We start from the raw sequence: 16,896 nt of genomic DNA, 5'->3' as shown, positions 1-16,896 counted from the left end.
ATTAACAATTTATTGGGGTGAGAAAGCGATTGTTATCGGCAACTGCTTTCTCACACTTAAAATGATTATCATTTTAATTACTGTATATTTTATTCTCTGGAAGTCCCTTAACAAAATGCTTAACGCGCCCTGAAAACAATGTTGATAATTTTTGGTTGAAATAGTATTTTTAGGATGGGTATTGCTTACCATATAAGCTTTCCGGCGGTTATTGCCCATCCTATATTACTATTTGGCAAGTAACCTAGTTGGCAACTTCAGCCATTTCAATAATGCGTCCTTCGTAATCTTTAACTAAGAAATTCAGGGGCTTTTGGTTGCGAATTTTAAACTTTAAACCGCGTGTTTCGACTCGCAGTAAAATCATTTCTAAACAGTCGCGATCGAAACAGACATGGCGTTGCTGATTTTTAGTGCCTAAACTAGCGCCAGTAATTACATGCAACTGGGTATTTTTCTTTAACTGATACCACAAACCTTCACTAGCATTATTCATACTTCTGCCAGCTAAACTCGAACCAGCAGACATATAAAGCGGATCTATGCTGGTTGCGCCGATGGTTTGTTCGTAGTTGTAGTAGTAATGTAAAGGTACTTCAGCAGCAGGTAAATCTAGCAACCCTTCATATAACTGTCGCGCAATCTCTAAATCGGAAACCATGACAGTATGCACTTTTGGCGCACTGGTGAGGAACATCCACATTGCACCAGCGTAAGCCGCCAGTAGCAACACCATAATGCCTTGGGTTGATAATAGACTATCCAGGGGCAAAGAAGGTAAAAAAGAGGCTAAAGTCAAAGGACTGAGCAGTATTGGTATCACGCTAGCTACTATAACCATGAATAAATCAAATATTTATTGTATAGGGGAGACGCTTTTATGATTATCGATTAAGACTAAAATTAACTGTTTGTTTATAGTGTATCAATAACTTTAGCGTCTGAATTTTAAGTCTCACAGACAAATGTGAAGATATTGTGCGCTAACTGTACGCTACTAGGGGAGACTACATCCCCACCTATTTTAACAACTATCAACTCTAAGTCTTATGCAAATACCGCACTTTCCCGAAGCTAACCACCCTCTAGTCAAGTCACTGTTTCATCAAAGCGATCAAGATTTGCTAACTTCTTTTCAAAACTCTCCGGATTCGGGGAAGTATTTCACGGCGATTTTTTGCCGCTATAGTCCCATAGTCTACACCCTGATTCGCCACTCGGCGCGATCGCCTGTGCAAGCAGATTATCTGTTTGCTCTTACCTGGCGGCATATTTATTATGAACTGAGTGGACTGGATTTAAACAAAAGCTCCCAACCAGATCAAGAACCTTTAACCCTGCAAAATTGGCTAATTAATATCACCGCGTTCTGTATTAACGAAATTGAACTACCGCCTACAGAAGCAATTCACTATTCTCTCAAGGCGACTTCACCAGCTTTTTGGTGTTATGTAGAACAAGCCTTAGAACAATTACCACCAGTTTTGCGGTTTGTGGTGTTAATGGCTCAGACTTTTCGCTGGAGTGAAACGAGAATTGCTGCTTATTTACAAGCTGAGGGCGAAAATTTTACTCCCCTTGAAGTAGCCAATTTTCTTCAGGAAGGATATCGTATGTTAGAAGCGAAATTACCTGGAGATATTCGTGCTATTTATTTAGGTGAAGGTGCTGCCTAATCCTAGCTTAAGTAGAAGTACTGAGAATTATAAAAAAAAGGTAATTTAAACTTGAATTATAAAACCTTCTACTTAAAAGCAAATTTCTCAGGTAAGTTTTATGACACAAAGGTATTTCTTACCAGAGGCTAGCATTCTCGATCTAAATCCCCCCCGGAAGTCAAAACGCGATGGAATGGGGAGTTGGGATTGTGCTATCCTCATCTCTAACAAGGGTGGCAAATCCCAATTTTTGGCTATTTGCTTGTTAATTTTGGCTGTGGCTTTGATTCCTTTCAAAGCTAATGGGGCGGATATTACTCAACAATTGCGCCGCCCGTTAAATAATTCGGCTGTGCTAGACTCCAGAGAGCAAGCAGACAGTTTATTACGAATCGGCGAGCAACAGCTATTGTCTGGTTCTAGTGATAAAACAATTGATTCTTGTTTACAAGCACTAGAAATTTATCATTCTTTGGGGGACTATAAAGCCCAAGGTAAAACTTACGAATTACTAGCGAAGTCCTACATTCAGCTTAACCGATTTACGGAAGCTGAGGATGCTTTACGGCGACAATTAGCGATCGCGCGTGATACGAAGGATTTTCAGTCGCAAATTTTTGCCTTAAATAATATTAGTACGGTGCTGCTGCAAAAGGGAGAATATACCCAAGCGGGTAAAACCGTAGAGGATGCACTGAAAATTGCCCGCAATGTCGATAATCTGGCGGGTGAGGGGTTATCTTTAAGTAATTTAGGGCTAGTAAATGCCAGATTGGGCAATTACAACAAAGCGATTAAATTATACGAGACAGCCTTAAATTACCGCCGTCAGGTTGGTGATATTTTGGGTGAAACCAATACCCTAAATAATTTGGGTGAAGCTTACTTCGCAATGGGGAATTATCCTGATACCATTGGTACCTATGGTGCAGCTTTGCGGATAGCGAAAACCACAGGCGATCGCATTAATTATTTAAGATCCATTGATGGCTTAATAGCAGCTCATAGTTCCGCAGGGCGTTATGAACGTGCTTTTGATTTATTACAGCAGCGCTTAGAAATCGCTAGAGATACGCAAAATTTGCGAGATGAATTTAACGCTATCATGGTTTATGGGCAATTGTACGAGCAGTTAAATAAACTTCTCACTGCCCGTCATTTTTACGAAAGAGCGCTGATAATAGCGCAAAATATGGGAGATAAGAAGCAAGAGGTGTTTTTAGTCGATAAATTGCTAAAACTGCCTAAGCAGTGATTTGATGAGCAGTAGGTAGGGGTTCACAGATATTTTCACCGAGCAAACATGATACAAATAAGCCCGCCCTTATTGATACTAAACTGCAATCTAAAACGTAATATGGAAACCCTCACAAGGGCGGGGAAACCCCGCCCCTACCAAAATTGCGGATTGATATGACAAATGACAAATGACAAATGACAAATGACAATTGTACAGACGCGATTAATCGCGTCTCTAACAAATGACTAATTTACAAATACCGAGCCATTAGATTGAATTCTCATGGCTTTTTTGTCTTGGGCTACGTCTGTGGTTTCATCTAATCTTACTTCCAACAAACCGGTTTCTGAAGCTTGGGCATTGACGGAGATTAATCCGCCGTCTGCACGTTGGAATGTAACTGTAATAGGCGCACGTAGACTTTGTAATATTACATCAGATTGTCCGCCGAGCGATCGCTGGTCTGTATCACCAACAACTTGATAAGTGATATTCGCTCCAGTGTCATTTACCAGCCTGATATTAACATTACCATTATCCAGTAGTGCGACTGTCGCAACTGGGCTTTGGGATGGAGAAGTTACAGAGTTAGATTGCGAAGGAACGCCCTGGGGTGTGGTGTAGGTACTGGTAGAGTTATCAGTTTGGGTATTTTGCTGGGCGCTATTACGGTTATTTGGTGTGGAGTAGCTACCAGAGTTATCGTAGCTGCTGGAATTATTGGAATTATCTATCTGGTTGTCTTGCTGAGAACGATTAGTGTTATTTGGTGTGGTGGAATAAGTACCAGAGTTATTTATCTGGTTGTTCTGCCGTACACTATTACGGTTATTCGGTGTGGAGTAGCTACCAGAATTATCTATCTGGTTGTTCCCTTGAGAACCGTTATCAGGTGTTTGCTGGGGTGTAGAGTAGGTGCTGGAACCGTCAATCTGGGTGTTTTGTTGGGAGCGATTGTAAGGCGCTTCGTTTAAAATGCCAGGATTGGGGTTAAGTGATGAAGAAGTTGTTTCTCCACCTACACCAGTTTGATTTTGTGAGGAAGCCCCAGAATTAGAAGTATAAGGTAATGTTCCTTGAGATTGTAACTGTTGAGTTAAAGCATTAGGCGGGCATCCTTGGGGAACTACAACCCGACTGTTGTGTGGTTCTTCGTAGAATATTCTTGGGCAAGGATTGACTTTGCCGCTAGGAGAACTGGGCTGTGGGGTTACGGGAACTGGTGTTTGAGCTAATGCTGGCATACTCATGAGTACACCGCTACAGATAGCAGCTAAAAACTCAGCAGATTTGCGAAACTTGTGCGATTTGCTATTCATTAGTTCACTCCTAGAGAAATCTCAAGTAACTGGTTAGGGAATTGGATAAATCAGCAAATTAAATTTAGGTAATAAATTGGTGATTATTACCTTATTGCATTGAATTTTTCTGCTTTTTATATTGGTTTAGACTTACGCCTTGATTGCAGAACTGACAGCAAAGCTAGCCACGCCATGTCTAAAGACACGAGGTTTTGCAAGCTATTTTGCGTAAGTTTTAATTAACGCTTTTGATAAGATTAATTTAACAATTAGGCTTGTTTAGCGTATCTTACTAGAGGTTTGAAAATTTAATTAAACTAAAACTTATGTTTATTTCTGAAGAATGAGAAAATCAATCAATAGTTATAATTCAATTAGATTAGATGCTTTAATTGACTCATCAGTAAAGAATTTAATTATTCTCTAATGATATTAAAATTACCGTAATTTGAATAACTGTATAATTAGCCTACTGATTAGCCACAAACGTTAAAGCTGTGGCTTTTGCAGCTTAAGCGGAAGCTTATACTGCTTTGACGCAAATTGCTATGTTATAATAATTACCAAGTGAATCATTATTTATTAGAATTCCTCTTGCCCACTCCGAATTGAGATGAACGTCAGCGAATTCAACAGTTTTCTGGGAAGAATGCGCGGATGGGTAGGTGTGGAAAATAGGGTTTCTCTAAAAATGGCTGAAAGTATTTCTCTGTAATGCTTTCAAATATTTTTCATGTTAAATCGCCCGCGCTCTTTATGCAGCAATACTTTCAGCGATTTTGCCTTTGCTTTTTTACTATTGCTTATGCTAGAATTGAACCGTCCGCGCAACAGAACCTTGAAAACCTCATATTCACTAGCTTTCAGGCTTCCGCTCTTGAAATTTCACTTAATCCCTATTAGGGATTGAAACAATCAGCAAAAGGTAATGGCTCTTGTCCTTCTGGCATTCTTGAAATTTCACTTAATCCCTATTAGGGATTGAAACTCAATGTACCCTTCATCTCCTTCGACTATGCGGGCGCTTGAAATTTCACTTAATCCCTATTAGGGATTGAAACCAATCTTCCAATAATCCAGATACATCACCAACAGCACTTGAAATTTCACTTAATCCCTATTAGGGATTGAAACAACGGCACAAATGGTAAAGTTGTAACCCCAGAATCTTGAAATTTCACTTAATCCCTATTAGGGATTGAAACCCCAAGTTGTATATGCAGAACAGAACATAAATTCTTGAAATTTCACTTAATCCCTATTAGGGATTGAAACTGAAACTTCAATATTAAACCACCAATCCTTAAGCTTGAAATTTCACTTAATCCCTATTAGGGATTGAAACTTAAATAGATATAATCTATAGTACTATATATAATACTTGAAATTTCACTTAATCCCTATTAGGGATTGAAACATTGGTGAGAGGATATCTCTAAATCTCTGACCGCTTGAAATTTCACTTAATCCCTATTAGGGATTGAAACTTCAACTCGAAATGCCCCAAAAATTTTGAACCCCTTGAAATTTCACTTAATCCCTATTAGGGATTGAAACCGAATTACCAACCAAAGCTTTGGTGAATATGGACAACTTGAAATTTCACTTAATCCCTATTAGGGATTGAAACTTGCCTGATACTTTTTCTACTATTCCTGAGTTGCCTTGAAATTTCACTTAATCCCTATTAGGGATTGAAACTGCATTCCTGACAACCATCCAGATTTCAAAATTAACGACTTGAAATTTCACTTAATCCCTATTAGGGATTGAAACCGTGCCAGCTTGTGAGCATGTCCACCATCTGCTACTTGAAATTTCACTTAATCCCTATTAGGGATTGAAACACAGAAACCGGAGGACTGCTGCATAAATCTTCTGCTTGAAATTTCACTTAATCCCTATTAGGGATTGAAACATACCTATTGGCTACCTGACAGCAAAAGAAGACAACTTGAAATTTCACTTAATCCCTATTAGGGATTGAAACAATTTATGACCCTAAAATTGATGCTCCGAGATTGCCTTGAAATTTCACTTAATCCCTATTAGGGATTGAAACTGAAAGCATCTTCTTTATTTAAGGCGTAGTAGTCAGCTTGAAATTTCACTTAATCCCTATTAGGGATTGAAACTAAAGTACTTTACATCAAGGCTACTTTTAGGGCATCTACCTTGAAATTTCACTTAATCCCTATTAGGGATTGAAACAACTCACTGTAAGAATAAGTAACACTTGTGTTTGCAGCTTGAAATTTCACTTAATCCCTATTAGGGATTGAAACGAGAGATAAATCTCGCCGGGGCTATTAACAACAGTCTTGAAATTTCACTTAATCCCTATTAGGGATTGAAACTAAAAGCCATGATAGACAATCCTTGTGATGTTAGCTTGAAATTTCACTTAATCCCTATTAGGGATTGAAACGGATATAAAGCAAATATCGCTGGTGTTCCGGTGGTACTTGAAATTTCACTTAATCCCTATTAGGGATTGAAACATAAAGAAAGAAAAGCTACTTATCAAAGTAAGTTTCTTGAAATTTCACTTAATCCCTATTAGGGATTGAAACCAGGTTGAGCCATCGGATTTTTGGTACAGATTTCTTGAAATTTCACTTAATCCCTATTAGGGATTGAAACTTGCCTTGTCCGAGCTTGGCGCTCAATCAGATAACTTGAAATTTCACTTAATTCCGATTAGGGATTGAAACTTTAAGACTCAAGACTAACAGGGAAAGTCACTGTAAAAGCTAGTAGGTTGGGTTGAACGAAGTGAAACCCAACAAACCCCTGGAAATGTTGGGTTTCGTTCCTCAACCCAACCTACGCAGCTTAATGTTTTTCGCGCTAACTGAACTGTATTGAGTCCTGCCCTATTAGGGATTGAAACTTCACGACTCAAGACTAACAGGAAAAGTCACTATAAAAGTAGTACCTTTACCAAGGCTGCTTTCCACTTGTATTTGACCTTGGTGATGTTCGACAATGGCTTGAGCGATCGCTAATCCTAATCCTGAACCTGTAGAAATGTCGCAAGCTGTATTTTCGGTGATGTGGGTACGTGCTGGATCTACGCGATAAAAGCGATCGAATAATCTTGGTAGCGCTTCTGAGGGAATACCAATCCCTGTATCGCTGACTTTAACTTGTAATTGGGCACTACTGTAACGCAATCCCGAAACTCGATGGATTCCTTCGAGACGGGCTAATTCTACATTTACCCGCCCACTAGCAGGGGTATACTTTAATGCATTGCCAATTAAATTTGTAAATAATCGCACTAATTGATCCCAGTTACCCGCCAGGGTAAACCAATTGTCTAGCAATTCTGGGCTAATATCGCTATTCTGGGCATCTACTAAATGCAAAGACAAAGTAATCTGCTTTTCTGCGGCTAATAGTTGCTGTTCTTCCACCACTTCTATCAGCAACGCATCCAAAGGACAAGGAGAAAAATTATCTTTGCTAATACCGCTATCTTGTCTAGCGAGAAAGAGTAAATCATTAACTAACCTGCCTAAACGTTGGGTTAGTCGTTCCACTAATTTTAACTGTTGGCGATAATGTGAGGCAGCAGTAACTTCTCCTTCTGCTAACTCTAAATCAGTTAAGGCTACTTGGACGTTAGTTTGAATTAAAGTTATGGGATTTCTCAGTTCGTGAGAAGCATCAGCTGTAAATTGTTTCAAGCGTTGATAGGAATCTCCTACCGGTTCCATTGCTTTCCCGGAAAGAAACCAACCGCTAGCACCTACAGACAAAACCATTAATCCCGTACCCAGTGCTAAATCAAAAATTAACTGGCGACTGGGTTTGGTAACTTCAAACCAAGGATGACTAACACGCAAATAGCCTAATACTTGCCGTCCTACTTCGACGCGCTGGGTAACTTGGCGTAATAAAACAGGCGATTCTCCCCAACCCTCTTGTTTATTGATATGTACCGTTTCCCCAGTGCGGCTGCCATGTATGGGAATATTTAGGGGTGTAGTTAAAGTTGACCACAATAACTCACCAGTAGGACTGAACCATTCCAAATCAATATGATCGTCTTCTACAGTCTCAGCATTATTACGGAAGCTGGCTTCTATATTAATACGTAATGTTTCAGTACCGCTATTAACTGGTTCGATAACAAGCGATCGCTCGACTATTTCCACGACATGATTGAGGGTATCGTCAATTCGCTCAACTAGGGTACTGCGAACATATAAATATACGCCACTAGCAAATAGTAGAAGTAAAACAGCAGTTACAGCAGTATACCAAACAGCTAAACGACGACGGGTAGCTTGAAACATGATTTATGTTGGGCATGGGGCATGGGGCATTGGGCATTGGTGTCAACTTAACGTGAAACCCTTTTGGTTGACAAGGTTTTGTCCTCATCCCCAACTCCTCGCTTACCCAATAAACCGCCGTCACCCTCCAAGGGTGCGGCTAATTGAACAAAGCCCACGTAGGTGGGCTAAATTTTCTTAGCCCACCTACGTGGGCTTTGTAACGGTAGCCCCAGGCTTACAGCCTGTGGGCGGTCTATTGAGTAAGCCAGAGAACTTAAGTTGACAGATATGGGCAATGCCATGCCCTCTAGAATACATTGATGTGCGGCAAACACTATTTAAATTGGCATGACCATTGACTATTGACTATTGACTATTGACTATTGACTATTGACCATTGACCCTTGACTCTTGCGCTCAATCTCCTAAATAAATGCCTAAACCACGAGCAGTTTTGACTAGGGTATCTCCTGGGTTGACTGCTCTATATTGAGCGATCGCTTCGGCAATGGGGACGGCGAAAACTTGGCGATTTTGCCAGGTGACCATGTAGTCATATTTACCTTGTTCTATGAGGTTGACGGCGGCGACGCCAAAGGCAGCGGCTACTAGGCGATCTAGGGGGGAAGCTGTACCGCCTCGTTGTAAATGCCCTAAAACGGTGACTCTGGTTTCTGCGCCAATGCGATCGCTTATTTGGTCTGCTAGGTATTGACCGATACCGCCATATCGTGATTGTCCCAAGCTGTTAGTCATGGTGACGGCTGCACCTTCTTGAGTTTTCACCGCCTCGGAAACGACGATTAAACAATAGTTTTTGCCTTGTTCTTGGCGGTGTTTAATCTTGTGGCAAATGTGGTCAATATTGTAGAGAATTTCGGGAATTAATATTACATCTGCACCGCCAGCAATTCCCGCCGCGATCGCAATATGTCCCGCATCACGCCCCATTACTTCTAAAATGATGACGCGACTGTGAGAAGCGGCGGTAAAATGTAGGCGATCCAATGCTTCGGTGGCAATATTAACCGCCGTATCAAAACCGATGGCATGTTCGGTAATACCAATATCATTATCAATGGTTTTGGGAATGCCGACTAAATTAATGCCGCCTTGTTGCGCCAAACGGCGGAGAATTGCCAAACTACCATCACCACCAATGCCAATTAAGGCATCTAAACCGAGTTGATGGTAACCGGCGATAATTTCCTCAGAGCGATCGCATAAACTACCATCAGCCATCGGAAAAGCGAAGGGATCGCCTTTATTTGTCGTCCCTAACATTGTTCCCCCAGAAGTTAATAGGGGATCGACTTGGTCTATTTCTAGTTTCGTCACCTGTGGCGGACGCGCCATTAATCCTAAAGTTGCTTGGCGAATTCCTAATACTTCCCAACCTTTTTCGCCAGCACAGTGAACTACAGATCTGATCGCTGCATTCAAACCAGAGCAATCACCACCACTAGTAAGAATGCCAATACGCTTAGATTCTCCCATATTTTTTTTACATTTCAAAAATGAAATTTTTTGATTAGTCTGAGGCGCGGTTTTACTTAAGTAAATTGGTAGGTAAATTGTCTTTAAACCCTTACAAACAACCAATGACGCCACTTGCTTTAAGCCGGGAAACCCGTCCAACGCAGTGGCTCCCCAATGCCCAATGCCCAATGCCCATTGAGCATTGACAGTATTTTCATTGCACCGCCCCGCATAATTTCTTTTTCCTTGCTCTTAAATCTATGACAAACAATCCTTAATTGAACCGATACACTTGCAAGCTTTGAGCGCTATACCAACTGAGAATAAAGAAAAAACTATTAATCTACCTTTGCCAATATGATTCACGCAAGATGCTTATTGTACAAACATTTGCGTACCAGAATATATATTAGTTTTTTAAAGCTTTTTAACAAATCAATACAGTTAGCGATCGCTTTTTAACAAGTAATTTTGCTAAACTCCACAAAGCCGGACACCATTTCCTTTACTATGGTTGATGATGGGCGGCAACTTTGTGTTTTCCAGCGATCATGCCAAAATCTAAAAAGAGCGGTACTTCGATTAATCTGAACGATCCACAATATTATCTCAACCGAGAATTAAGCTGGTTAGAGTTTAATAGCCGGGTATTACATGAAGCTTGCGATCAGCGCACACCACTGCTAGAAAGACTCAAGTTTTTAGCAATCTTTACCTCGAATTTAGATGAATTCTTTATGGTACGGGTTGCAGGTTTAAAGCAACAAGTCGAAGCCAAAGTTACTCAATTAAGTCCTGATGGGCGGACGCCACAACAACAGCTAGATGATATCAGGTTTACACTCAGTCCACAGGTGACTAAACTACACCAACATTTTGAGCAAGTATTACGACCACTGCTAGCAAATAATCATATACATATACTTGACTATATCGATTTAAGCGATAAACAGCGCAATTATCTAGATAATTACTTTGAAGAACAAATATTTCCCGTACTCACACCTTTAGCTGTTGATCCTAGCCATCCCTTTCCTTATATTTCTAATTTGAGTTTAAATTTGGCAGTTGTTGTCAAAAATCCGGAAACAGAAGAAGAATTTTTCGCCAGAGTTAAAGTTCCTAAAGTTTTACCCCGATTTTTACCTTTACCGCCAGAATTAGGAATTCAACACAACGGTCAACCAGCGCACTGGACTGGTGTACCTTTAGAACAAGCGATCGCTCATAATTTAGATTCCCTATTTCCGGGAATGAATATCCAAGAGTATCACCCCTTCCGCATTACCCGCGACGCCGATTTAGCTTTAGAAGAAGATGAAGCCGACGATTTGCTGTTAGCGATAGAACAGGAATTGAGAAAGCGCCGCATTGGTGGGACTCCTGTGAGGTTAGAAATTCAATCGCAAACCCCCGAAGCAGTGCGATCGCGTTTATTACAAGATTTAGAATTAACCGAAAGCGATGTTTATGAAGTCGATGGACTATTAGGACTGCGGGATTTAATGTACTTTATGGCGTTACCATTGCCAGAATTTAAAGATCCCCCCAGACAGTCTGTAGTACCTTCCCGTCTCCAATGGTTACGGGAACCTAGCGTTAGTTCGGAAATTCCCGAAGTTGAAGAAGGAAAGGACTTTTTCTCGGTGATTCGGGAACGGGATTTATTAGTTCACCATCCCTATCAATCATTTACCGCCACAGTGGTGCGTTTTATTACCCACGCCGCCCACGATCCAAATGTGCTAGCGATTAAAATGACCCTTTATCGCACCTCCGGCGACTCACCTATTGTCAACGCCTTAATTGCGGCGGCGGAAAATGGTAAACAGGTATCGGTTTTAGTCGAGTTAAAAGCCAGATTTGACGAAGAAAATAATATTTACTGGGCGAGAAGGTTAGAAAGAGTAGGGGTTCACGTAGTTTATGGTTTAGTCGGGCTAAAAACCCACTGTAAAACTATCATGGTTGTGCGTCGCGAAAAAGACCGGATGCGTCGCTACGTACATATCGGTACAGGCAACTACAACCAAAAAACCGCACGCCTGTATACAGATTTAGGATTATTTACCTGTAATGAAGAAATCGGTGCGGATATTACTGATTTATTTAACTTTTTAACAGGTTATTCGCGGCAAAAGTCTTATCGAGAAGTACTTGTAGCCCCAGTGAACATGCGCGATCGCTTTTTAGCATTAATTAATCGCGAAATCGACAATGCTAAAAATGGATTTACCGGGCGGATTGTCGCCAAAATGAATTCCTTAGTCGATCCCCAAATTATCGCCACTTTATATGAAGCATCCCGTGCTGGAGTGCAAATTGATTTAATTATTCGCGGAGTCTGCTGTTTGCGACCTGGACTTAAAGACATCAGTGAAAATATTCGCATCATTAGCATAGTTGGTCGCTTTTTAGAACACTCAAGAATTTTTTATTTCTATAACAATGGTCAAGAAGAAATATACATTGGTAGTGCCGATTGGATGCGTCGCAATTTGGATCGCCGGGTAGAAGTGATCGTTCCCATCCAAGACCAAGATATTGCTAAAGATTTGCAAGAAATCTTGGGAATTATGCTGGCAGATAACCGCCAAGCCTGGGAATTACAAGGCAATGGTAGCTATATTCAACGCCATCCAGGCGATCGCGCCCCAGAAGCCCATTCACAAAAAACTCTCATTAATATGGCCTTACGCTCAACCAGCATCGCCGCAAATCTCATTGACAATAAAAAGAATTCTTTCTATCTTGACAACTAGAAAAATTCTGTCTTTGAGAAAACTTTAATAAGTCCTCACAAAAACTCTATTATTTATTCTTGGTAGAAAGGCAATTATTCAACCATAGGATAGAGTAATTCCTCCCACTTGTTCCCCTAAACTATAAAAGTTATAGTACTTAGTCTTTTACTTTGAATGTTAATGTTGTCCTGTGAGTCTTCTACCTTACGTGTTCTTTTGGTTGACGATCACGAATTAACACGCTTAACACTACAGTTAGCTTTTTCTTGCCAAGAAAATATTCAAGTAGTCGGTTTAGCCAAGAATGGCCAAGAAGCCATCGAAATGGTAAAGCGCCATCATCCGGATGTGATTGTGCTGGATTTGCAAATGCCGGTAATGGATGGGTGGAGTGCATCTAGTCATATTAAAGCGATCGCCCCTAAGACACAAATCCTTGCTTACTCTTCCATAGAGGATGCAAGTTTGCAGCAGACAAAAGCCATGACTAGCTTTGATGATGTATGTAAAAAGGATGTCCCAACCAACGAGCTGATAGCTTTAGTTAGACAATTAGGAACCCGCAAAGGTGATACCTAAAAAAATAACTGAGGTAAACAATAGATGAGACAGCCAAGGATCTGGACGAACCAAGGCGCAGTTCAAATCTGGGGAATGAGGGACATGCTCTTATATAAAAGCGTCGGTATAGCTTGAGTTAAAAGCTATACCGACGCAGTTTTCATATTTGCGATCGCCTAGATAAACTTTAAATAGGCTTAGTTATTTTCTGTCTGAGGAATAGTGCGTTTAAATTCGTCCACCAACTCGTCTAATTCTTCCAAAGCTTGATTGACATCAATTCTCAGAGTTCCTAAATTTGGTTGTTCTAGTAGGCTGAGTAGGTAATCGCGCTTGCTTTCAACCGCAGCAATGCGTTCTTTTATAGTCTGTATATCCATTGTTTTTACATTCCTTAACTATCCTCAAGTCTAAATTAACGCAAAAAAGAGGAGAGTGAAAATTTAATGGCTAAACCTAGTTAAGCTCATGCGCGTATAAATTGCATAACTACTAATAAAATCTGTTAACTCTCAACAGTCAACAGTCAACAGTCAACAGTCAACAGTCAACAGTCAACAGTCAACAGTCAACAGCCATCACAATAGTTTTAGCTGACACTCTTCCCTTAGATGTGACTCATAGCCGATGATATTAAAATTAATGCTTTCAGAATTTATACTCACATCAGCTCATGTTACGCCAAATTTCTTTGGGAACACTCGGTTTAACCGTCGGTAGTATTTTAACCCTGGTGGGATTTATTGCCTACGCCGCCGATAATGCCACACTTAATCTTGTTGGATTTTTTTATGGGTTTCCTCTATTGCTAGGAGGATTAGCACTCAAAGCCAATGAATTAAAACCCATACCCTTTAGCGAAGCTACAACACCCACAGTTTTAAAACTCCGCGAACAACAAGCAACAGTTACACAAAATAAAATTCGTAAAGATATCACCAGATATTGCTATGGACAAAAAGCCCATTTTGATGTAGCACTTGCTTATTTAGGTTTGAGTCCTACAGATGAAGAAAGACCAATAGTTACAGGATTAAAAGAAAAAGAAATTAATGGTGCTTACACCTTAATTGTAGAATTTGATTCGCCACTCATAGGAATTGATGTTTGGCAGCAAAAGCAAGAAAAAATGACCAAGTATTTTGGCCCTGGAGTTAAAGTAGAAATCACGCAACCAGAAGAAGATAAAATTGAACTCACACTGATTACTACTCCAGAAAAATAGTTAATAGTCATTTGTCATTTGTCATTTGTCATTTGTCATTTGTTGAGAAATTTTAGGCGACGAATTGTTGACTGTTGACTTTTGACTGTTGACTTTTGACTTTTGTACAGGCGGGTTTCAGCGATATATCTGTTTTCTGTATGAATATCTCACAAAACCCGCCCCTACTGACCATTGACTACTGACTACTGACTACTGACTACTGACTACTGACTACTGACTATTGACTATTGACTATTGACTAAAAACTCATTTTTCTAACCGCACTGCATACCATTGTAGATATTGTCCGGGGCCTAAATCTAATTCGCAACTCGTATCTTTTAAATATTGGGCTTGTTCTGCTAAACCACTAATTTTTTGCACATCAGGTGGTAAATCTTGAGGATTTACTTGTTGCAAAATTAGCTGGAGTTTTTCTAATAATTCTGAAGCAGTTAAAAATTGCTCTGGTTGGTTTGTTTCTAGGACAACAAAATAGTCCTCAGCATACATTAATGAATTGGGCATTTAGGGTATATAACTGACTTTCAAAATTTCGCTTTTTGTTGGTAATGGTAGAAATTTTATTACCATCACTTTCTCTAGTTTAAGCTAAAACCCATTAAGCAATTCAATTTGCTGATGATTTCATACTCTTAGCAATTAAAAACCATCATTTCTGAATATTTGCTGTATTGAGATTATTTCTCAAAACTATTTTCATTTTTGCTAGTGGAACTCATTTCATCTGTACTGCTTTTTTACAACTAATAATTAATAAATTCTAGCCAAAGCTCATTAAATCCGATTTAACATCAGGGTTTTTACGTAAAACTCTCAGATTATATATACATAAATCTGGGGTTCATGCTACTGGCAAAAATCGCCGTATAACGTAAAAAAGAAAGGTAAGTATTTGAAGTTTTCCCCAAAATGACAATTTGACTGGAGCAGTAGGGAAATATAAATAATAAATTTCTTCCCATGTCCTTAGCTGGACAAGAAGGTATCAATAAGCCTTATTATTGCAATCAACTGCCTATGGAACCTCGTCATCTACCCTTTGCTTGGCTGAAAATAATTGAAGATTCAACCGTTCCACACCAGAACACACCTTTGCGGCAAGTGTTGGCAATTAGGGAGCAATCATCTCTGTTGTCTGGAATAACAGCCTTTTTTCCAGCTTTGCTTACAGCTTTTTACTTATCTTACATATCCTCTACCAAATCGTTTGCTGAATAGGATTGTGACTAATACAAAAAATTATCACTCCCAGGCGATTTGGTTCAAGGGGCAAGTTTTAGTAGGTTCGCCCTTACCGATACTCTCAATTTCTGTGGAACGCAACTCATGTCAGCCATAAGTCCATTTTCTATTTCTAAGCAACCGCCCCTAATTTTGGTGGCTGATGATGATAAGACCATGCGAGTGCTGTTGCGTAAAGCTATGGAACAAGAAGGCTATCGAGTGGTCGAGGTCAATGATGGTCAGCAATGTTTAGATGCTTACGATACTATCAAACCGGATATAGTCTTGCTAGATGCGGTCATGCCGGTGATGGATGGCTTCACATGCTGTAGACAATTGCTGAAGATTGCCAGGAATAACTTAATCTCGGCATTGGCGAGTTTTGATACTGACTCGGCTTTAAACAATACTGTCATCTCAAAATTATGGGAACGGACGCCCATATTGATGATTACCTGCTTGGATGATGAAGAGTCTGTTAACCGTGCCTTTGAAGCAGGGGCGATGGACTATATTACCAAACCAATTCACTGGGCAGTTTTACGCCAGCGTTTACGGCGATTGTTACAACAAGCACAGGTATATAAACAATTAGAGGCGGCAAATCAGGCGTTACAACATATCGCTAACGTTGATGGCTTAACAGGGTTAGCGAACCGTCGCCGCTTTGATGATTATTTAAATACGCAGTGGATTAATTTAGCGCAAGAAGAAGCACCTTTATCACTGATTTTATGTGATATTGACTTTTTTAAATTTTACAATGATAAATACGGTCATCCTGCTGGCGATGTTTGCTTACAAAAGGTAGGTCAAGTTTTAAGTCATACAGCACAAAAAAATCAAGATTTAGTAGCCCGTTATGGGGGCGAAGAATTTGCTGTGATTATGCCTAATACTCATGCTGTAGGTGCAGTTCATGTAGCTGCGGCGATGCAAGCGGGTGTGAGGGATTTAAAAATACTTCATGACGGATCTGATGTGAGTGAGTATGTCACCCTGAGTATGGGTGTGGCAACTATGGTTCCGACATGGGAATCTTCGCCCTCAGATTTGATTGTCAAGGCAGATAAAGCACTTTATCAAGCCAAGGCAGAGGGGCGCGATCGCATTATTCTCAAATAAACATTCTCGAAGCAAGTAGATTTATTTAGAAGCTAGGGACAAGGGAG

12 protein-coding genes and 1 CRISPR repeat array are annotated in these 16,896 nt (G+C 40.1%); of the genes, 6 read left to right on the top strand and 6 right to left on the bottom strand.

All coding sequences use genetic code 11. The features are described 5' to 3' along the window. Positions 1-244: 244 nt before the first annotated feature. Entirely contained in the window at positions 245-841 is a 597-nt protein-coding gene (locus H6G08_RS22605) for a glyoxalase-like domain protein (protein ID WP_096644663.1), read from the bottom strand. Between the two features lie 208 nt (positions 842-1,049). Here H6G08_RS22605 and H6G08_RS22600 point away from each other — a divergent pair, with 208 nt between their 5' ends. Continuing rightward, positions 1,050-1,676: an RNA polymerase sigma factor gene (locus tag H6G08_RS22600; protein WP_190546971.1), complete on the top strand. Its 627-nt coding sequence runs from the start codon at positions 1,050-1,052 to the stop codon at positions 1,674-1,676. Positions 1,677-1,776: 100 nt separating this feature from the next. Next, on the top strand, positions 1,777-2,913 hold the full coding sequence (locus H6G08_RS22595) for a tetratricopeptide repeat protein (protein WP_190546969.1): 1,137 nt from the start codon (positions 1,777-1,779) through the stop codon (positions 2,911-2,913). A gap of 230 nt (positions 2,914-3,143) precedes the next feature. On the opposite strand, the gene H6G08_RS22590 is transcribed toward H6G08_RS22595, so the two are convergent. From H6G08_RS22590 to H6G08_RS22580, 3 genes are all read right to left on the bottom strand, one after another. After that, positions 3,144-4,217: a hypothetical protein gene (locus H6G08_RS22590; RefSeq protein WP_190546967.1), complete on the bottom strand. Its 1,074-nt coding sequence runs from the start codon at positions 4,215-4,217 to the stop codon at positions 3,144-3,146. A gap of 858 nt (positions 4,218-5,075) precedes the next feature. Continuing rightward, positions 5,076-6,913: direct repeats of the CRISPR family, unit length 37 nt; unit sequence CTTGAAATTTCACTTAATCCCTATTAGGGATTGAAAC. A gap of 180 nt (positions 6,914-7,093) precedes the next feature. Beyond that, entirely contained in the window at positions 7,094-8,503 is a 1,410-nt protein-coding gene (locus tag H6G08_RS22585; protein WP_190546964.1) for a sensor histidine kinase, read from the bottom strand. A 399-nt stretch (positions 8,504-8,902) separates the two neighbouring features. Beyond that, positions 8,903-9,982: an ATP-dependent 6-phosphofructokinase gene (locus H6G08_RS22580; protein WP_190546962.1), complete on the bottom strand. Its 1,080-nt coding sequence runs from the start codon at positions 9,980-9,982 to the stop codon at positions 8,903-8,905. Between the two features lie 533 nt (positions 9,983-10,515). On the opposite strand from H6G08_RS22580, the gene ppk1 reads away from it, so the two are divergent. Next, positions 10,516-12,726: a polyphosphate kinase 1 gene (gene ppk1, locus H6G08_RS22575; RefSeq protein ID WP_190546960.1), complete on the top strand. Its 2,211-nt coding sequence runs from the start codon at positions 10,516-10,518 to the stop codon at positions 12,724-12,726. Between the two features lie 156 nt (positions 12,727-12,882). After that, a complete protein-coding gene (locus H6G08_RS22570) occupies positions 12,883-13,287 on the top strand; it encodes a response regulator (RefSeq protein ID WP_190546958.1) in 405 nt (134 codons plus the stop codon). Positions 13,288-13,466: 179 nt separating this feature from the next. Here the strand turns inward: H6G08_RS22570 and H6G08_RS22565 are convergent, their stop codons facing one another. After that, a complete protein-coding gene (locus tag H6G08_RS22565; RefSeq protein ID WP_190546956.1) occupies positions 13,467-13,649 on the bottom strand; it encodes a hypothetical protein in 183 nt (60 codons plus the stop codon). A gap of 293 nt (positions 13,650-13,942) precedes the next feature. Between H6G08_RS22565 and H6G08_RS22560 the strand changes: the two genes are divergently transcribed. Continuing rightward, a complete protein-coding gene (locus tag H6G08_RS22560) occupies positions 13,943-14,494 on the top strand; it encodes a DUF2854 domain-containing protein (RefSeq protein ID WP_190546954.1) in 552 nt (183 codons plus the stop codon). A gap of 249 nt (positions 14,495-14,743) precedes the next feature. Here the strand turns inward: H6G08_RS22560 and H6G08_RS22555 are convergent, their stop codons facing one another. Next, on the bottom strand, positions 14,744-15,004 hold the full coding sequence (locus H6G08_RS22555; RefSeq protein WP_190546952.1) for a CRR7 family NDH-1 assembly protein: 261 nt from the start codon (positions 15,002-15,004) through the stop codon (positions 14,744-14,746). An 822-nt stretch (positions 15,005-15,826) separates the two neighbouring features. On the opposite strand from H6G08_RS22555, the gene H6G08_RS22550 reads away from it, so the two are divergent. Then, entirely contained in the window at positions 15,827-16,849 is a 1,023-nt protein-coding gene (locus H6G08_RS22550) for a response regulator (RefSeq protein ID WP_190546950.1), read from the top strand. The last annotated feature ends 47 nt before the right edge of the window (positions 16,850-16,896 follow it).

This window comes from Calothrix anomala FACHB-343 (genome assembly GCF_014696435.1).
GTDB classification, from domain to species: domain Bacteria; phylum Cyanobacteriota; class Cyanobacteriia; order Cyanobacteriales; family Nostocaceae; genus Aulosira; species Aulosira anomala_A.
The sequence above is the reverse complement of the archived record's forward strand: the minus strand, read 5'-3'. Positions and strand labels throughout refer to the sequence as shown.